Raw genomic sequence first — 18,456 nt, forward strand, 5'->3', positions numbered from 1 at the left:
GAAAATCCTCTAACCGCTTGAATGAGAGCGGTTTCGAAATGGTTGAGTGATTCCGCTCGACCTGAAACAGCTCTGGAATGATCCGCAGGCTCCGGACATCCGTCGATAGCTGGCGCGAAAGAAGGGCGATAGAGCGGAGCTGAGGCTTCGGGCGGAAGGCGGCGCAGATTTAGGAGAGCCGCGCAGAATAACGCTGTTTGATGCGGGCGTGGCTCGATTGAACGCTATAAGATGGATCGGCGCCGCATGACGCGTCGTTTCAACCGATCCCGAAGGGCACTATGCTGCTTTCCCTCTACCGGGCCTGCAGCGCCGCTCTCGCCCCGCTGGCGCCGCCGTTTTTACTGTGGCGCGCCAGAATGCGGCGCGCGCGGCTTCGTCCGGAAGACCGCTTGCGCAGTCAGGAGCGGCTCGCAAAGCCCTCCCTTCCGCGGCCGCATGGCCGCCTTGCCTGGCTTCACGGCGCGGCCGCCGCCGATATCGCGCCTCTGATCCCCCTGATCGAGAGATTGGGCGCCGCCGGCTTCGCTGTCCTCGTGACGACGCGGGACGATGGTTCGACGCCGATCCGGCTGCCGCCGACGGCGCTGCATCAATGCGCCCCGCTCGATGCGCCGCGATTCGTGAAGCCCTTCCTCGCCTACTGGCGCCCGGACGTCGCGCTCTTCGCCGCCTCCGAATTCTGGCCGAACTTCATCAGCGAAAGCCGGAAGCGCGGCCTCCCTATCGCTCTCATCAACGCCCGGCTGTCGGCGCGCGCCTTCCTGTTCTGGCGCAAGCTGCCGGGCGTCGCGCGCGACCTTTTTGGCGGCGTCGATCTGTGCCTTGCCCGCAGCGAGGCGGATGCGCAGCGCTTTCGATTCTTTGGCGCGTCATGCGCGCAGGCGGCCGGTGATCCGATTTATGATCTTGCGCCGTCCCCGGCCGATGCGGCGGCGCTGGCGCGTCTTTTGGCCCGCATTGGCGCGCGGCCGGTCTGGGCGGCGTTTCCGGCCGGCGCGCTGGAAGAGGATATCGTCATCGAGGCGCACCAGAAAATCGCCCGGAACTTTCCGGATCTTCTCACCATCATCGCGCCCCGTCATGCAAAGCGCGGCTTCGATGTTGCGCTGCGCGCCGGCAGGCTCGGATTGGACGCGCGCGTCGCTACCGCTGCGGACCACGACAGCGGCGCGCTCCCCGCGATCCACATCGTGGGCGCAGGCGACGCGGGATTGTTCTACCGCGCGACAGGCGTGATTTTTCTTGGCAAATCGCTGCGCGGCGGCGGCGGGATCAATCCGGTGGAAGCGGCAAAGCTTGGCTGCGCCATCCTGCACGGGCCGGATGTCGATGATTTCGAGGAGGTCTACGCGGCTGTCGATGGCGCGGGCGGCGGCGCTGTCGTCAATGACGCGCAAGCGCTCGCCAGCGAAGCGTCGTTGCTGCTGTTCGACGCCGCCGAGTTACGCGCGATGGGCCGCGCGGCCGCTGACGAAGTCGAGCGCCTCAATGGCGCCTCGTGGAGGATCATGCAGGCGCTTGCGCCCTATCTGGCCCAGATCTTCGTGCGGCCTGAAATCGAAGATGAGGCCGAAAGCTGAGGCTTCGCCGAGCCACGCGCGTTTTTGCGCAGTATAGCGAAGTCAAATTCAATTGATCCGTGAGGGCGCTTCACGATTGAGACAATCAAAAACGCTGCTGCTTGACGGATGTCTTTGCGCAGACGGGCGCGCCTCAGCTTGAAGGCTTTAATCCTGAGATTTTGGCTTCAGTTTTTGCAGTTTCGCTTCCGGGCCGGCGTAAGGCTCCTGCAAATCGACATTCCAGTACCGCAGGTCTTCGATGCGGATCGCGACGCCCGTCGCGGCGCATCGCACGAAGGCGCCGGGGCGCAAAATGCGGAATTCGCCATCGAGATATTCGATCTCGGCTTCTCCGGCGGAGATCGGGCGACGTTCGTAGCGGTTCATCAATTTCGCGCTCTTTGAGGAGGGGTGGCCATAAGATAACGCAGTTGCGCGCGCTTCGCCACTCTATCGATGCGTGCGGCAACCTTTGGCTCGAGAATAGCGCTTCCAATCTGAGGCTGAATCCTTATTTTCAGGCCTCGTTTTTGCCCAAGGCCGCCGCGGCGTCCCGGCCTCGCCATCGCGGGGCGACGAGGGAGTTGCGGCCGCACGCCGCCACGACAGGAGAGCGCATGCTCGAATTTTACGGAGAAGGCGCACGCCTTGCCTTCGCCGACGAAAAGCCCACAGGCTTCGATCGCGGCGAACCCATTCTCCTCATTCACGGATTTGCCTCCAACCATGCGGTCAACTGGTTTTTTCCGCAGTGGGTCAAGACCCTGACGGAGGACGGGAGGCGCGTCATCGCGCTCGACAATCGCGGGCATGGCCGCAGCCAGAAATTCTACGCGCCAGCCGATTATGCCGTGCCAAAAATGGCCGAGGACTGCCGCCGTCTGCTCGATCATCTCGACATCGAGCGCGCCGATGTGATGGGCTATTCGATGGGCGCCCGCATCGCCGCCTTTCTCGCCAAAGCCCATCCGGAGCGCACGCGATCCATGATCCTCGGCGGCCTTGGGCACCATCTGATCGACGGCGCCGGTCTGCCGCTCGGCATAGCCGACGCCATGGAGGCGCCTTCCATTGATGATTTGATGACGCCGAACCAGCGCCTGTTTCGCAGCTTCGCCGAAGCGACCAAGAGCGATCTCAGGGCCATGGCCGCCTGCATCCGTGGAGCGCGCCAGCTTCTCAACGAATCCGAAGCGAGACAGATCGGCGTGCCGGTCCTCGTCGCGACGGGCACAGAGGACGAGGTCGCCGGCGATCCCCATAAGCTCGCGGCGATGTTTCCGGCGGGACAAGCGCTGGACATCGTGGGCCGCGACCACAACCGCGCCGTCGGCGATCCGATTTACAAGAAAGGCGTGCTGAAATTCCTGGCGCAAAGGCCATAATATTCTTTAGCGCGCCAGGCGGGTGAGCGCCCGGCGCCGGAAGGTGTAAGATTAGCCGCGATAGGAGAGCTGAGGCGGTGATGAATGCCTCCGGCGCAGTTGCGGGGGCGGCGTTTTTCTGGCAAAGCCACGCCCTCCCAACCGGCTCAGGAGGATCCCTTGGACAAGACAGAATTGCGAAAATTGCAAGGGTTTCTGCAGGAGGCCTTCGGCAATGAAGGCATCAAGGTGACGCAGGGCAAACGCAATCCGGAAGACGCCGACGTGCATTTCGGACAGCGGCAGATCGGCACCATCTCCGTTGATGACGAGGACGGCGACCGATCCTTCGCCTTCGAGATGGCGATCCCGGTGGAGCGGCCGGTGCTGCAGGACTATCTCAGGCGTCTGTTCGAAACCGACAAGCTGAAGATCGTCGCCCGCGCCAAAAAGACCGATTCGGTCGAACTCAATCACGGCGATGATTTCCTTGGCATCATCTCGGCCGATGATCCCAAGGGCAAAAGCTTCACGCTCCAGATGGCGATTCTTGATTTTGACCTCGAGGCGTTTTGAGGCCAGCTTAAGGTTAAAGCGCTCCTGGAGTTTGATCATATGCCGCTTTACGCGCTCGATGGAATTGCGCCCGACCTGCCGCCGGAGGGAAGTTTCTGGATCGCCCCCGATGCGCAGGTGATTGGCAAGGTTCGGCTTGGCGCCGACGCCTCGGTGTGGTTCGGGGTCGTTCTGCGCGGCGATAATGAAGAAATCTTCGTTGGACCCGGCTCCAACATCCAGGACAATAGCGTCCTGCACACCGACCCCGGCTATCCTGTGTCGATCGGCGAAAACTGCACGATCGGCCATCGCGCCATCCTGCACGGCTGCACGATTGGCGACAACAGCCTGATCGGCATGGGAGCGACGCTCCTCAATGGCGCCAAGATTGGCCGCAATTGCCTCGTTGGAGCAAACGCCCTCGTCACAGAGGGCAAGTCATTTCCGGATAATTCGCTGATCGTGGGCAGCCCCGCCAAGCTGTTTCGGGAACTCGACGAGATCGACGCCGCCCGGCTGCGCGAAAGCGCGGCGCGTTACGTCGCCAATTGGCGGCGGTACGCCAAAGGACTGGCGCCTCTGTAGAGCCGCGATCCGCATCCTATGCCAGGCGCAAAGCTCGCGCCTGAAATCCGGGAACGTCACTCCGCCTGAGGCGTTCTTCGCGACCGAATGATCCGCCACAATTTGGCGCGGACATCCGTTTATGGATTGATGCAGACGACTCCGGAGACGCTCGTGTCGATCGAAACAACCGGACAGGCGGAGCAATCAGCCGAGGCCAATCTCACTTCGTCAAGCGTCGGTAAGCGTCCCGCGCTGGCGCTCGGCATCGAGCGCCTGGGTCTCATTTCATTGCGGCTTCCCTGGCTGGTCGGGCTGGCGGCGCTGGCGCTGGCCCTCGCCGCCGGACTGGGTCTCACGCGGATCAAGGTCGATGATTCGCTCAGCCAATTGTTCCGGTCAGACACGCCCGAGTTCAGGCAATATGAGGAAGTGACGCGCAATTTTCCGTCGAGCGAATTCGACGTCCTCGCCGTCATCGAAGGCAAGAGCCTGCTGGAGCGCGACTCGCTGGACAAGCTCCGCAATTTCGTCACCGACGTTCAGCTGATCGATGGCGTGCAAGGCATCATCTCATTGTTCTCGGCGCGCCAGCCGCCTGAAAACGGGCAAACGCCGGCGCCCTTGTTTCCTGATCCGCTTCCCGAAGGCGCCGATTACGATGCGCTGATAAAAAAGGTGATGTCGAACGAGATCATCCGGGGCAAGCTCTTGTCCGAGGACGGCCAGCTCGCTCTCGTCGTGCTTGCGCTTGATCCAAAGATCGTTGGCGGCAAAGGCCTTGACGCGACGGTCGGCGAAATTCGCAAGACAATGGCGGAGGACCTCGAGGGCGCGGGGCTCAAGGCCGAGCTTTCCGGCGTTCCGGTCATGCAGCTCGAGATCCGGCAGGCGGTGGAGCGCGACCGGCTGGTCTATAATGTGACGGGTTTCATCGCCGGCTGCGTCATCGCGATAGCATTCTTCCGCCGCGTCTCATTTATGATTATCGCGGCCGGGCCGCCCCTTCTCGCGATTCTTTTGGCGCTCGGCGCGCTGGGTTGGCTCGACTTCCGGCTCAACATGTTTCTCAACGTGATGACGCCGCTGATCATGGTGATCAGCTTTTCCGACAGCATGCAGCTGACTTTCGCCGCGCGCGATCGCATCCTCGCTGGCCAGACCAAATATGAGGCCTTGCGCAATGCGCTTTTGATCGTTGGGCCCGCCTGCGTCCTCACCCATGCGACGGCCGCTCTCTCGTTCACGGCGCTGCTTTTCTCCCATTCCGAACTGATCCGGACATTTGGCGAAGCGGGCCTGATCGCGACGCTCATTGCTCTTTTCACCGTGCTTTTCCTGTTTCCGCTGCTTGGAGTCCTCCTGCTGCGCAATGAGGCGGGGCTGGCGGTCAGGGGGCGGGGCGGCGATTTCGGCGTCGAAGCCTTGCGCAAGTTCTGTTTCTGGATAGCCGCGCGAATGGTTCGGCGTCCGGGGCTTTACAGTCTCATCGGATTGATCGTCGTCGCGGCGCTTGGCGGCGTCTTCGCCAATCTTCAGCCGCGCTATCGGCTCGCAGATCAGGTGCCGGACAAAGAGCAGGCCGTCTCGGCAAGCAGCCGGCTCGACGCCAAATTGACGGGCGCAAATCCAATCGACGTTCTCGTCCAGTTGCCGCCGGGCGCTTCGCTTTATGCGCCGGAAACACTGGAGGTGATCGCGAGGGTGCATAGTCTCATGGAGCGCCAGGCCGGCGTTGGCAACGTCTGGTCGCTCGAAACCCTGCGGCGCTGGCTGAAAGAAAAGGCGGGCTCGTCAGATGTCGCCACGTTGAAGAAATATGTCGATCTGCTGCCCGAGCATTTGACCCGCCGCTTTATCGACGCGAAGCAGGACGCCGTCATCGTGTCGGGACGTGTGCCGGACGCCGACGCCAGCCAGCTGCTGCCGATCGTTGATGGGATCGACAGGTCGCTCAAGGGTCTTCGCGCGCAATATCCCGGCTACAAGCTTTCGGTGACCGGGCTTTCGGCGATCGCGGCGCGCAACAGCGCGAGCATGATCGACAAGCTGACCCGCGGCCTGACGATCGAGTTTTTCTTCGTCGCCGCTTTTATCGGGCTTGCCTTTCGGTCAGTCGTCGTGGCGCTGGCCTGCATCCTGCCGGGCATCTTTCCCGTTGTCGCCTCAGGCGCTTTGCTGGCCATAACGGGGCAGGGGCTTCAGTTCGCCAGCGTCGTCGCATTGACTGTTTCCTTTGGCCTTGGCCTTAGCGCGACGATTCATTTCCTCAACAGGCTCCGCATCGAGGATGATTCCGGCGAGAATTTTGCGCTGGCGGTGGAGCGGGCGACGGTGCTTGTCGGGCCGGCCTTGATTCTGACCTCGGTCGTGCTCGCCTGCGGTCTTGCCGTGACGGTGCTTTCCGATCTGCCGTCGTTGCGCTTGTTCGGCTGGCTGAGCGCCTTCGCGATGATGGCGGCGTTGACCGCCGATCTTTTGATCCTGAGGCCGACCGCGATGTTCCTTCGCCGCACCGCCGACCAGATTGCGATAAGGCGGTGATGCCAGCAAGCAGTCCCGCGCGCGATAGAACGAGCATAAGCGTCGCGTCGAGGCGGCGCGATCAATCGCCATACTTAAGCGGGACCGGGCACAGGGCGACCTGCCGGAAGACAGACAAAGCCATTCCGCATCGTCAAGACGCGAAATGGCTGCTTGGCCGGGCTCTCTGCCGAAACGCTCGATTGGTCTTTGCGCCGTCTACCCTTTGCGCATGGTGATGGCGACGTCGGCGACGTCCGTGCCGGTGGTCGGCCGAATCGAAACAGACTGCTTGTCGCCGCGAAAGCGCACCTGAAGGCCGGCGGCGAAGCCGGCGCCGTCTACCCTTGCCATGATTTCTGAGTTGGAGCCGCGCCCGGTGATATTGCCCATTGCGTGGCGGGTTTCTTCGTTCCACGTGCCGGAGAGCGTGCCGCCGTTGAGAACGACATTGGCTTTGATTTCTAATCTGTAGCTGTCGCTGGCGCAGCGCAGGCTCTGATTCAGCGCCTTGCCGGTGTCATTGACCGCATAGACCGCCTTGCAGCGGATTCGCTCACTGGAACCGTTCGACATGGTGATGGTTCCGCTGCCCGTCCAATAGCCGGACAGACTGGAGAAAGGGCCATCCGACGCGCGCTGGGCCAGCGCTTGCGATGCGGCTAAGGAGAGCCCCGCCGCGAGAAACGCCCGACTGAGCAGAGCAGCTTTGGACCGATTGAAATGGGCCAGCATAATGTTTCTGTTCCCTATGCGGATTGAGGAAGCTGGAGCCTGTGCGAGGCGAGATCAATGGCGCCGCTTTGGCGGCCGCAGATCAACCGGCGTCGAAAAGCAGGGGCTGTTTGGCTCCGACCATGTCCGGTGGTGGACCGGGTTCTGCCACGGCCTTCCATTTTTGAAAGCTCGACCCGCAAGAGACTGATGGCCGTCATCTCCGATCGCTTGATCATTTGACAAGAGCCCGTGGCGACAAGAACCATGATTTATGTAGACGAGTCGACGAAATCAACGCAGCAGCGGCGCTCATAAGCGCGAAGCTCTCGTTCGAGGGCGGATTGATCATGCGGCGTTGCGTCCCTGCGATTGCGCAAGACCAAGGCCAATGATGACAGCCGACAAAACCGGCAGCGTCGGACCGAAAAGCGCAGTGTTGATGAAGGCCAGAGCGATCAGTGAGACGATGCACGAAGCCGCCGCCGCGGCGTAAAAGGAATCACGGCCGCGTTTGGCGGATGCGCGCAGGAACAGGACGACCGCCAACCCGGCGACGATGACGGCGGCCCAAAGCATGGTGCGGCCCATTTCGATCGATAGTTTTGCCGCCGCGGTCACCGCCTTGCGCTCTTGCGCGCCATCGTCGCCGAATTGATAGATCGGCAGGATGGAGGAAAACGCGCCTGCGCCGTCGCCAAAGAAGGGGGCGTCGGCGAGAATGCGCTGCGTCAGCTCGACTGTCGCGGGATCTTTGCGAACAAAAGCCAAGCGCGGATCGGAAGCGGTTCCAGCGGCTCCACTGATCAGTGCAATGACTATGACGCTCGCGGTTAGGCCGATCGCGCCGGCGCCCCAACGGCCGAGACTGAGCCGGCGCACGAGAAAGACGGCGCCAAAGAGACCAACCCCGCAGCATGCCGCGAAAATTACGGAGCCCGAACGCGATATGGCGACCGCCGTCGCGGAAATCAAAAATGCCGCGAGAGACGCCAGCAGCGGATAGACAAATCTGGCGTCGCCATAGCCGAGTTTCGCTCGGCGGGTCTCGTGGCGCTCATAGACAAAGCAGGCGCAGGCGGAAGCGAGAATGACGCCAAGGCAGGCGCAATCCAGGAGTTCTTCACGCGCCGCTGGGTGGGCCATGCCAAAAATGCTCGTTGCCAGCAACCCAACCGAAAGAAGGGTGGTCGCGCCCGTCAGCGTAATGAGCACGATTTCAGCGCGATCCCGATTGATCGTCACGGCCGTCGCCAGCAGGATCGCGCCGACAAGAGTGAGATAGCTCACGAGCGCCATGGCTGTCGCGCCGATGTCGACCGTGATGCTTCCGGCGACAGGGGAAGGAAAGCCCGCTTTCACGCTCGCCCATACGGGATGAGCCAGACCAGCCGGCACGGGAGCCATCTGGAATAAAATCCAGAGGGCCGGGATCGCGGCGCCGATGACGAGCGGCTTGACGAGAGCGCCAAATCGCGAGGCTTCCGCCGGCGGCAGCCTGACCGCGACCAAAACGAGGCCGATGGCGGCCAGCAGGGGAAGGAAAGAAGGAAGCATCGTCCCATCGACGATGGGCATCACGGAACCGAGGGCCACGAGTCCGAGAAGAAAGCCGAGCGCGACAAACATTGCAATCGCTTGTCAGATTGAGAAGGAAAGAAGCCAGCCATTTTGACGGCGGCGTGGCCCGGACGAAGATGAAAGAACTTCAAAACCGATACAGCATTGACGCGAGCGTTTCAAGGCGAGGGCGCCGCTGCGATATCGACGATATATAATAAAAACGAGTGTTCGTATGGAACTCAAATAAAAGTTGCGAAGGTTTTGAATGATCTCGTCGACTGAATTGGTTTTGGAACGGCGCTCGCTCACGTTAGACTTCCTCGACAATGGATCGGCGCGCCGGGGCGAGCTCTTTGAACTATTAACGTCGCGCGAGCGCTAAAGCAGTTTTGTGGATCCAGCCTATGGCCTCAGCCTTGCGCGGCGATGTCGTTCAGATGAGATCTGATGGCGAACGGCGTGCAATGGCTTCGCTACAGACATCGGCCGTTTTGAAGAGAGGCGAAGTGCCCTTTCGCACAGCAAAAGCCTCCCGCCGATTGTTTTCCCAATTGCGCCACGCCTCGTTTGGAGGATCAGCAGGCGATGGATGCGATGGCGTGGCCGACGCCTGTGCTTCGGCCGGTCCACGTCCGGTCATTTGAGCAGGGCGCGGACGGCTTCAGACTGTCGCGAGCTCTCCCGCTTTTTCGCGAAGAAACCACTGGTACACTTCAGCGATCCCCTCATCGAGCCTGGTCTTGGGCGTCCAGCCGAGCGCGGCAAGACGGCTTGAGTCCATCAGTTTGCGCGGCGTGCCGTCGGGCTTTGTCGAATCGAACGCCAGTTCGCCCGAAAAGCCAACGACGCGCCCGATCGTCTCGGCGAGCTGGCGGATCGTCACGTCGGAGCCAGCGCCGCAGTTGATCGCTTCGTCTTCGTCGTAATTGTCCATCAAGAAGACCACGGCGTCGGCGAGGTCGTCGACGTAAAGAAATTCGCGAAGTGGCGTCCCGCTGCCCCAAACGACGACTTCCCCGCGGCCCGCCAGCTTGGCCTCGTGGAATTTACGAATAAGGGCGGGCAGCACGTGGCTCGTCGAGAGGTCGAAATTATCGTTTCGGCCATAAAGATTGCTCGGCATGACCGAAATATAGCGGCGTCCATGCTGGCGCCGGTAGGCCTGGCACATTTTGATGCCGGCGATCTTGGCGATCGCGTACCACTCATTGGTCGGCTCGAGCGGACCCGTCAGCAGCGAATCTTCCCTGATCGGTTGCGGGGCGAATTTCGGATAGATGCAGGAGGAGCCGAGAAAGATGAGGCGATCGACGTTGGCGCGATGCGCCGCCTCGATGACATTGGTCTCGATGACCAGATTGTCGACAAGGAAATCGGCCGGGTAGGAATCATTTGCCAGAATGCCGCCGACCTTCGCGGCGGCGAGGATGATGACGTCCGGCGTTTCGCGCGCGACCCAGGCGCGTACGGCTGACTGGTCGCGAAGATCAAGTTCGTTGCGTCCGACCGTCAAAATCTCGACGTTCTCGCCGGCAAGCCGGCGCACAATGGCGGATCCGACCATACCGCGATGGCCAGCGACCCAAATTCGGCGTTTGCGGGTCGAACCCGCCGAAGCATCGGCCATGATTTCTCCTCAGATCCGGCAGCACGCCGATCGCTTTGCAATCGACGGCGTTCTTCATCTCATAGCTTGCGATCCCGGGCTTGCGATCCCGGCTTTTAATCCGGGCGCGCGGACCTTGGCCCTAGAGCATATTCCGGTCAGATTGGTTCAATCTGATCGCAAAGAATATGCTCAAACTTTTGAATCAGAAGCGATTTCTTATCGACCGAATGATCCCATCCGGTCGGAAAACGCTCTAGACCCGGCCGCGCGCCTTCATCACGATGAGGTCGCTTGCGACCATGTCGGAGACGAGCTTCTCGAATGTCGTCTTATGTTTCCAGCCGAGCTTTTCGAACGCTTTGGTCGGATCTCCGAGCAGCAGATCAACTTCCGTCGGCCGAAAATAGCGTGGATCGATCTCGACCAGAACCCTGCCGGTCCTGGAGTCGAAACCGCGTTCGTCGACCCCTTCGCCCTTCCATCCAATGATGACGCCGACTTCCGCGAAAGCGCGTTCGACGAATTCGCGCACCGTGTGGGTTTCCCCCGTGGCGAGGACATAATCATCTGGCTCCGGCTGCTGCAGGATGCGCCACATGCCGTCGACATAGTCGCGCGCATCGCCCCAGTCGCGTTTGGAGTCGAGATTGCCGAGGAAAAGCTTGTCCTGGAAGCCAAGATGAATGGCCGCCACCGCGCGCGTGATCTTGCGGGTGACGAAGGTTTCGGCGCGGGTCGGCCCTTCATGATTGAAAAGGATGCCGTTCGAGGCGTGCATGCCATAGGCTTCGCGGTAGTTGACCGTGATCCAATAGGCGTAAAGCTTGGCGGCGGCGTAGGGCGAGCGAGGATAAAAAGGCGTCGTCTCGCTCTGCGGGACGGCCTGGACCTTGCCGTAAAGTTCGGAAGTCGACGCCTGATAGAATCGCGACTTGCCGATGAGCCCCAGAATGCGGATCGCCTCAAGCAGCCGAAGCGTTCCGAGCGCGTCTGAATTCGCGGTATATTCGGGCGTCTCGAAGCTCACCTGCACGTGACTTTGCGCGGCGAGATTATAAATCTCGTCGGGCTGCACCTCCTGAACGATGCGGATCAAATTTGTTGCGTCGGTAAGATCCCCGTAATGCAGGAAGAAGTCGACATTCTCCTCGTGAGGATCATGATAGAGATGATCAATGCGATCGGTATTGATCAAGGACGAGCGCCGCTTGACGCCATGTACGATGTAATCTTTGGAGAGTAGAAGTTCAGCAAGAATAGCGCCGTCCTGACCCGTGACGCCGGTGATTAAAGCTACTTTTTTTGAAGTCATTAGGGACAACTACCTTTAATCGCTGCGGATCCGAGCGCGCCAATCGAAGGATTGAAGCAGAGCCTCAGTCATAGCAGAAAAGCCCTTCCTTGGCCAGACGCACTGCAGCATTGATTCCCCAGCCGCCGCCGAAGGCCTATCGGGCGGCCTCGTTCAGATATGCGCCAACGGCATAAGACCTGCGTCCGCCAGCATTTTCGCGTCGCTCTGGCTTTGCGCTTCGCCGACCGCCACCGCCGTCATGTTGACGATGCCGCGCGCAGTGGTCGAAGGTATGAGAATATGCGCCGGTTTCGCGCCGCCGATGAGAATTGGCCCGACAGGCAGGGCGTCCGCCATGATCTTCGTCATCGTGTAGGCGATGTTCGCGGCGTCGAGGCTCGGCATGACGAGAACATTGGCTTCGCCCTTCAGACGCGAGGAGGGCAGCACGTGATCGCGCACAGTTTGCGATAAGGCCGTGTCCGCCTGCATCTCGCCGTCGACTTCGAGTTCGGGCGCGCGCTGACGCAAGATTTCCACTGCGCGCCGCATTTTCAGCGACGACGGCGCGTCGTCCGTGCCGAAGTCCGAATGCGAGACAAGGGCGATGCGCGGCTCGAGGCCGAATCGCCGGACGTGGCGCGCACACATCAAGGCCATTTCGGCGATCTCGAAATCGGCCGGATCGTGTCTGACATGGGTGTCCGTGATGAAAAAGGCGCCCTTGCTGGTGATCATCAGGCTCATCGCGGAAAAATCCGTGACGCCGGGCGCGAGCCCGATGATGTCGCGGATATAGCCGAGACGGGAGTTGAACCGTCCATCGAGACCGCACAGCATGGCGTCGGCGTCGCCGCGCTTGACGGCGAGCGCCGCGATGACCGTCGAATTGGTGCGCACCAGCGTGCGTGCGGCGTCGGGCGTCACGCCGCGCCGGCCGGCCTGTTCGAGATAGGTCGCGACATAGTCGCGATAGCGCGGATCGTCCTGCGGATTGACGAGTTCGAAATCGCGTCCTGGCCGGACCGAGAGGCCAAAACGCTCGAGGCGCGTCTCGATCACATCGGGGCGCCCGATCAGGATGGGCCTGGCGATGCCTTCCTCGACGATGGTCTGCACCGCCCGGAGCACGCGCTCATCCTCGCCTTCCGCATAGACGACGCGCCGTGGATCGGCTTTGGCCGCCTGCATCAGCGGCTTCATGACAAAGCCCGAACGGAACACGAAACGCGACAGCGTTTCCTCATAGGCGACGAAATCGACGATCGGCTTTTTCGCGACTCCCGTCGCCATCGCGGCCTTTGCGACGGCGGGCGCGATGCGCAGGATGAGACGCGGATCGAAGGGCGAAGGGATGAGGCTGTCGGCGCCGAACAGACGCGACTTGCCGTCATAGGCTCGAGCGACGACGTCGGAGGGGGGCTCGTGGGCCAATTGCGCGATGGCGCGGACGGCTGCGAGCTTCATCGCTTCATTGATCGTCGAGGCGGCGACATCGAGCGCCCCTCGAAAAATGTAAGGGAAGCAGAGGACGTTATTGACCTGATTGGGATAATCGGAGCGGCCGGTGCAGATCATCGCGTCCGGGCGCGCAAGATGCGCCGCTTCTGGCTCGATCTCCGGCGTCGGATTGGCGAGCGCCATGATCAGCGGCCGCGCGCCCATCTTTTTCGCCATCTCGGGCGTCAGCACGCCGCCGGCCGACAATCCGAGAAAGACATCGGCGCCGCCGATGACGTCGTCGAGCCGGCGCGCGTTGGTGTCGCGCGCATAGATCAGCATGCGCTCGTTCATCGACGGGCGCCCCTTGTAGACGACCCCTTCGACATCGGTGACGAAGATATTCTCGCGTTTGGCGCCGAGCTCGACAAGGAAATCGAGGCAGGCGAGCGCCGCAGCGCCCGCGCCAGAGCTGACGATCCTGACGCTTTCAATGCTCTTGCCGGACAATTCCATAGCATTGAGAACAGCGGCGCCGACGATGATCGCCGTTCCGTGCTGGTCATCGTGAAAGACCGGGATCGACATGCGCTCGCGCAGCTTGCGCTCGACTTCGAAACACTGCGGCGCCTTGATGTCTTCGAGATTGATGCCGCCGAAGGTCGGCTCCAGCGCGGCGACGATGTCGACCAGACGATCAACGTCGTTTTCCGCGATCTCGATGTCGAAAACGTCGATCCCCGCGAATTTCTTGAAGAGGACCGCCTTGCCCTCCATCACGGGCTTGGCCGCCAGGGGGCCGATATTGCCAAGGCCGAGAACAGCGGTGCCATTGGTCACGACCGCGACGAGATTTTGCCGCACCGTCAGTTCGGTCGCCTCGGCCGGATCTCCGGCGATGGCAAGGCAGGCCGCGGCGACGCCAGGCGAATAGGCAAGTCCGAGATCGTGCTGCGTCCCAAGCGGCTTTGTGGCGCGGATCTCGAGCTTGCCGGGCTTCGGGAAGCGATGATAATCCAGCGCGCTCGAGGCGAAGTCGGACGTCACGGGTTGGGCCATATCACCAATTTTCTTCATACACGCCATCCACAAGCGCTCCATGAGATACGCGTAGCCAAGGGTGAAGTCTACCCTATCGCAGCGCTTCGCCGGATGGGGTAAAGGCTGCCGCGCGGCCGATTATCTTTCGCGAGGCGCGAGGGGAGGGCAGGGAGACCAAAATGGGCGCAGAAGATCAAGGCCGCGTCAAAATCCTGCGCGAGGTCGCGGCCCTGCGCCAGACGGTCGCGAACTGGCGGGCCGCGGGCGAATCGATTGCCCTGACCCCGACCATGGGCGCGCTGCACAAGGGTCATGTTTCGCTGGTAGCGCTGGCCAGGAAAAGGGCAAGCCGCGTCGTAATGTCGATTTTCGTCAATCCGACGCAATTTGCGCCGAACGAGGATTTTGGCGCTTATCCGCGGACGTTCGGGGCGGACGTCGCGCTGTTCGCGGCGGCGGGCGGCGACGCCGTGTTTGCGCCGGATGTTGCGGAAATGTATGGCGCGGGCTTTTCAACCCTGCTGAATGTCGCCGGCCCGGCGGCGGCCGGCCTTGAAGACCAATTCCGGCCGACTCATTTTGCCGGCGTCGCGACGGTCGTCACCAAGCTTGTCAATCAATGCCGTCCCGATATCGCGATTTTCGGCGAGAAGGATTATCAACAGCTGAAAGTCATCGAGCGCGTGGCGCGCGATCTCGATCTTGGCGCTGAAATCATCGGCGCGCCAACCATCCGGGAGGCTGACGGCCTCGCGCTGTCGTCGCGCAATGTCTATCTGTCGCCCGAGGAGCGCAAGGCCGCCCCGGCGCTGCACGCCGCGCTCCAGCGCTGCGCCGCCGGGATTCGCGGGGGCGGGGCGGTCGATGTCGCCTTAGCGCAAGCCAGAGCGAGCGTTGAGGCGGCGGGGTTCATCATTGATTATATCGAGGCGCGGGAAGCCGAAACATTGGCGCCCCTCGCCGCGCCGATCGGCGCGCCGGTGCGTCTCCTTGCCGCGGCAAGGCTCGGCAAAACGCGGCTCATCGACAATATCGGGGTCTGACGCGGCCGCCGGAGCCGACGGAATTTTGATGCGGGAGGCAAGGCATGACAGATTCGCCGCCGCCAGCTTCCGAGATCGCCGCGAACGCGTCGCGGCCGGAACGCTTCGTCCGGGCGATCGTCAGCGGATGCGTCCAGGGCGTTGGCTATCGCGCCTGGACGCAGGCGGAGGCGGAAGCGCTCGGCCTCAGCGGCTGGGTGCGCAATCGGATGAATGGCGACGTCGAAGCGCTGTTTGCCGGTCCAGCCGCGGCGATTGAAGAGCTTTGCGAAAAGCTTTGGCGCGGACCGCCCGCGGCGCGCGTCGCCCGGGTCGAACTGAGCCAGGGCGACGAGAGCGATCTTGCGGCCAACGGGCGCGCGGCCGGATTTTGCCAGATCGCGACGATTTAGGGTTTTGACAATTCCGAGCCGGCGGCCGCCGGCTGCCAAAAAACGCACTGGCTCTGGACGGCTCTTTGCAAACGTCGCATGGGTAATGCGGGAACGGATTTCTGGAGCGGATAATGCGGCGCCTCACGACCCTTGCCTTTGCCTTCGCCGGGCTCGTTCTGGCGTCTCTCGCGCTCGCCGGCTGCGACAAATGCGGCGATCCGATCAAGTTCAATACGCCGAGCATCCCAAAATCCTGCTATGGCGTAAGCCAGCAGAAATAGCCGAGGCGGTCCCGCGGTCCTGTTTGAACGACGCCGGCGCCGTTTACGCCAGCGCTCCGGGCGTTCACCCGCTTCGTCCGCCCGCCCGGCTTCCCGCGCAATCTCGTGCGCCGCGTCCAACCCCAGGCTCCCCGTCTTGAGGCTGAGATGTGGCCGGAGCGTAACCGCAAACGCTTCTCGCGCCCAAAAACATACGGTGAGCAGATTTGGGCGGAGACGATATGCGATCGGGCGGAAAAGCCTATTCGGGCGCCGCCTCGATCGGATCATATTGCTTGGCGTCGAAGCCGAAGAGCTCGAAAGAACGCAGCATATGCGGCGGCAGCGGCGCGGTGACGTCCAGAACGCCGCCGCGAGGGTGGGGCAGCTTGAGCCGCCGCGCGAGCAGATGCAGCTTGCGCTCGACCGTATCGGGAATGGCGCGCAAAGGATCGTTGCGGCGCGGATCGTTCTTCGGCTTCAGGCCATATTTCGGATCGCCGATGATCGGATGGCCGATCGCTTCCGCATGGGCGCGCAATTGATGCGTGCGGCCGGTGATCGGCTTCATCGACAGCCACGCAACGCGCGGCTCGAAGGTGTCAACGGTCGCGTAATAGGTCACCGAATGTTGCGCGTCCTCATCGCCATGCTGGGCGACGCGCATCTTTTCCATCGCCGCCCGGTCTTCGGGGCCGCGCCGCGCCGGACGATCGGCGCCCATGCCTTCGCCTTTCGCCAGAAACAGCGAGATTTTTCCCTGCGCCGGCTTCGGCACGCCCTCGACCAGCGCCCAGTAGATTTTCTGGGCCTGACGGGAGCGGAAAATCGCCCCGAGATCAGCTGCAATTTTCCGCGTTTTGGCGATCAGCAGAACGCCTGACGTATCGCGGTCGAGACGATGCACCAGAACCGGCCTCTCGCCGCGCTCATTGGGCATTGAGGCAAGCATGCCGTCGATGTGGCGCTTCGTGCCCGAACCGCCCTGCACGGCGAGGCCAAAGGGCTTGTTCAGCACCATCAGATCCTTGTCTTCAAAGAGGATCATGTCGCGCAGCTCGCGCCGGTCCTCTTCTGAAATCAGGGGTTCGCGCGCGGGAGCTTCGGCTTGCGCCTCGAGATTGAGCGGCGGCACGCGCACGCTCTGGCCCTGCGCCAGCCGCGTCGCGGTTTTTACGCGCGCGCCATCCACCCTGACTTGGCCGGTGCGGACGATCTTGTTCAGATGTGACAGCGAGAGAGACGGAATCCTGCGCTTGAACCAGCGGTCGAGCCGCAGGCCGTCTTCATCTTCGCTGACTTCAAATGTCTGGACGCTCAAGGGTGTGCCTTTTTCGGAGCCGGGCCGCATCGCCGGATTTTGCGTCATCTTAAGGATCGCGATGCGAAAAGGCGAGGCAAAGCGCAGCCATCAGTTCGAGCGGATCACATTCGAGCGAAATCCCTCACGGAACCGGCCGCACAACATCTCCTTCGCGCAAAAAGGCGCCGGCGCGGACGACCACGACGTCGCCTGGAGACAGCCCTTCGCGAATTTCGGCGTCCATACCGCCGAAAAGGCCGACCCGCACCTGCCGCGTCTCGATGCGATTGTCGCGCACAACCTGCACGATGGCGCCCTCGGAACCGTAGAGAATCGCAGAAAGAGGGGCCGCCGGGCCGCAGCTTTGCCCGGCGTCAATCGTCGCGACGGCGAAGGCGCCGGGCCGCAGGCCGGCGCTGGCGCTCATCTGAATGCGCGCGCGGCCCTGCTGCGTCAAAGGATCAATCTCGGACGAAATGAGCCGCACCGTGCCGGCGTATTCGCTCGAATCGAGCGTTTCGATCTTGGCGATCTGGCCCTGTTTGATCTTCGCAAGCGCAGCCACCGGCAGATGAACGAGAAGCTCCAGTTCGCCATTGCGAATGATGCGGAACATGGGCTCGCCTCGCGCCGACGCCGGCGCCCCCACGGCGAGCTGGCTGTAGACCAGAACGCCGGCAGCGCTCGCGGTCACCGTCGCCTTGACGGGCGCGCCGGGCAGCCAGTCCGGCCGCGCGAGCTGCGCCAGCGGCTGCCCTGCCGTGACGCTCGCGCCGTCCTCGGCCAGGAGCTGCGCGACCTGCAGCCCCTCGACGTCGGGCCGCACCAGAACGTCCTCGCGTGCGACAATCGATCCATTGAGGCGCAGCCGATCCACGAAGCATTGCGTTTTTGTCTTGACGACGCTGACCGTCATCGTCGGAGGCTCGTTCGTCCCGGCGCAAGCCCGCGCTCCGCCGAGGACGAAGAGGATCAGGCTCGCGCTGAGGATCCGCCGCGACGCGCGCAAAACTGCGCTTGGCGACACAATCATTGTGATTTCAGGCGCGAACCTCATGGCGGCCCCCCGAAATTGCCGGTCGGATGATCTTTTGGCGAATCGTCAACCCTACCGCGTCATGGCTACGATCCGGGCCTCATTTGACCATATTTCAGGGCGATCCGCGAATTGCGCTTTTCGGATCATCTTCGCCGTCGCGGGAGAGCGCCGCGAAGGCCGGCGTCAGCGGCGCCTGGAGGGC

Annotated in this window: 16 protein-coding genes; 8 read left to right on the forward strand and 8 right to left on the reverse strand. The window is 62.3% G+C overall.

Features of this window, described 5'->3' with window-relative positions:
• Positions 1–281: 281 nt before the first annotated feature.
• Positions 282–1,583: a 3-deoxy-D-manno-octulosonic acid transferase gene (locus tag SIN04_RS02705; RefSeq protein WP_341264188.1), complete on the forward strand. Its 1,302-nt coding sequence runs from the start codon at positions 282–284 to the stop codon at positions 1,581–1,583.
• Between the two features lie 147 nt (positions 1,584–1,730).
• Here SIN04_RS02705 and SIN04_RS02710 read toward each other — a convergent pair whose 3' ends face one another.
• Positions 1,731–1,952, reverse strand: a complete 222-nt coding sequence (locus tag SIN04_RS02710; protein ID WP_134486003.1) for a DUF2093 domain-containing protein — start codon at positions 1,950–1,952, stop codon at positions 1,731–1,733.
• A gap of 230 nt (positions 1,953–2,182) precedes the next feature.
• Between SIN04_RS02710 and SIN04_RS02715 the strand changes: the two genes are divergently transcribed.
• The 4 genes from SIN04_RS02715 (at position 2,183) to SIN04_RS02730 (ending at position 6,595) form a co-directional block, all read left to right on the forward strand.
• On the forward strand, positions 2,183–2,950 hold the full coding sequence (locus SIN04_RS02715) for an alpha/beta fold hydrolase (protein ID WP_134486004.1): 768 nt from the start codon (positions 2,183–2,185) through the stop codon (positions 2,948–2,950).
• 159 nt (positions 2,951–3,109) lie between these two features.
• Positions 3,110–3,505, forward strand: coding sequence for a DUF3126 family protein (locus SIN04_RS02720; RefSeq protein ID WP_134486005.1), 396 nt, complete (start codon positions 3,110–3,112; stop codon positions 3,503–3,505).
• A 39-nt stretch (positions 3,506–3,544) separates the two neighbouring features.
• Positions 3,545–4,072, forward strand: coding sequence for a gamma carbonic anhydrase family protein (locus tag SIN04_RS02725; protein WP_134486006.1), 528 nt, complete (start codon positions 3,545–3,547; stop codon positions 4,070–4,072).
• 129 nt (positions 4,073–4,201) lie between these two features.
• Complete coding sequence (locus tag SIN04_RS02730; protein ID WP_341264189.1) at positions 4,202–6,595, forward strand: efflux RND transporter permease subunit; 2,394 nt, start codon at positions 4,202–4,204, stop codon at positions 6,593–6,595.
• 198 nt (positions 6,596–6,793) lie between these two features.
• Here the strand turns inward: SIN04_RS02730 and SIN04_RS02735 are convergent, their stop codons facing one another.
• The 5 genes from SIN04_RS02735 to SIN04_RS02755 form a co-directional block, all read right to left on the reverse strand.
• A complete protein-coding gene (locus SIN04_RS02735) occupies positions 6,794–7,309 on the reverse strand; it encodes a hypothetical protein (RefSeq protein WP_244605638.1) in 516 nt (171 codons plus the stop codon).
• A gap of 327 nt (positions 7,310–7,636) precedes the next feature.
• Entirely contained in the window at positions 7,637–8,917 is a 1,281-nt protein-coding gene (locus SIN04_RS02740; RefSeq protein WP_134486007.1) for a hypothetical protein, read from the reverse strand.
• 595 nt (positions 8,918–9,512) lie between these two features.
• Positions 9,513–10,478, reverse strand: coding sequence for a GDP-L-fucose synthase (fcl, locus tag SIN04_RS02745; RefSeq protein ID WP_134486008.1), 966 nt, complete (start codon positions 10,476–10,478; stop codon positions 9,513–9,515).
• 235 nt (positions 10,479–10,713) lie between these two features.
• Positions 10,714–11,772: a GDP-mannose 4,6-dehydratase gene (gene gmd, locus SIN04_RS02750; RefSeq protein ID WP_134486009.1), complete on the reverse strand. Its 1,059-nt coding sequence runs from the start codon at positions 11,770–11,772 to the stop codon at positions 10,714–10,716.
• A gap of 153 nt (positions 11,773–11,925) precedes the next feature.
• A complete protein-coding gene (locus SIN04_RS02755) occupies positions 11,926–14,253 on the reverse strand; it encodes an NADP-dependent malic enzyme (RefSeq protein WP_134492207.1) in 2,328 nt (775 codons plus the stop codon).
• A 161-nt stretch (positions 14,254–14,414) separates the two neighbouring features.
• Here SIN04_RS02755 and panC point away from each other — a divergent pair, with 161 nt between their 5' ends.
• The 3 genes from panC to SIN04_RS02770 all read left to right on the forward strand — a co-directional run bounded on the left by panC (position 14,415) and on the right by SIN04_RS02770 (position 15,933).
• A complete protein-coding gene (gene panC / locus SIN04_RS02760; protein WP_134486010.1) occupies positions 14,415–15,278 on the forward strand; it encodes a pantoate--beta-alanine ligase in 864 nt (287 codons plus the stop codon).
• 44 nt (positions 15,279–15,322) lie between these two features.
• Positions 15,323–15,670 (forward strand): acylphosphatase, encoded by a 348-nt coding sequence (locus SIN04_RS02765; RefSeq protein WP_134486011.1) that lies wholly within the window; start codon positions 15,323–15,325, stop codon positions 15,668–15,670.
• 113 nt (positions 15,671–15,783) lie between these two features.
• Positions 15,784–15,933: a hypothetical protein gene (locus SIN04_RS02770; protein ID WP_166795828.1), complete on the forward strand. Its 150-nt coding sequence runs from the start codon at positions 15,784–15,786 to the stop codon at positions 15,931–15,933.
• Positions 15,934–16,174: 241 nt separating this feature from the next.
• On the opposite strand, the gene SIN04_RS02775 is transcribed toward SIN04_RS02770, so the two are convergent.
• A complete protein-coding gene (locus SIN04_RS02775) occupies positions 16,175–17,281 on the reverse strand; it encodes an RluA family pseudouridine synthase (protein ID WP_244628919.1) in 1,107 nt (368 codons plus the stop codon).
• A 76-nt stretch (positions 17,282–17,357) separates the two neighbouring features.
• Positions 17,358–18,131: an efflux RND transporter periplasmic adaptor subunit gene (locus tag SIN04_RS02780; RefSeq protein ID WP_341264190.1), complete on the reverse strand. Its 774-nt coding sequence runs from the start codon at positions 18,129–18,131 to the stop codon at positions 17,358–17,360.
• Positions 18,132–18,456 lie beyond the last annotated feature (325 nt).

The sequence above is a fragment of the Methylocella tundrae genome (assembly GCF_038024855.1).
Classification (GTDB): Bacteria; Pseudomonadota; Alphaproteobacteria; order Rhizobiales; family Beijerinckiaceae; genus Methylocapsa; species Methylocapsa tundrae.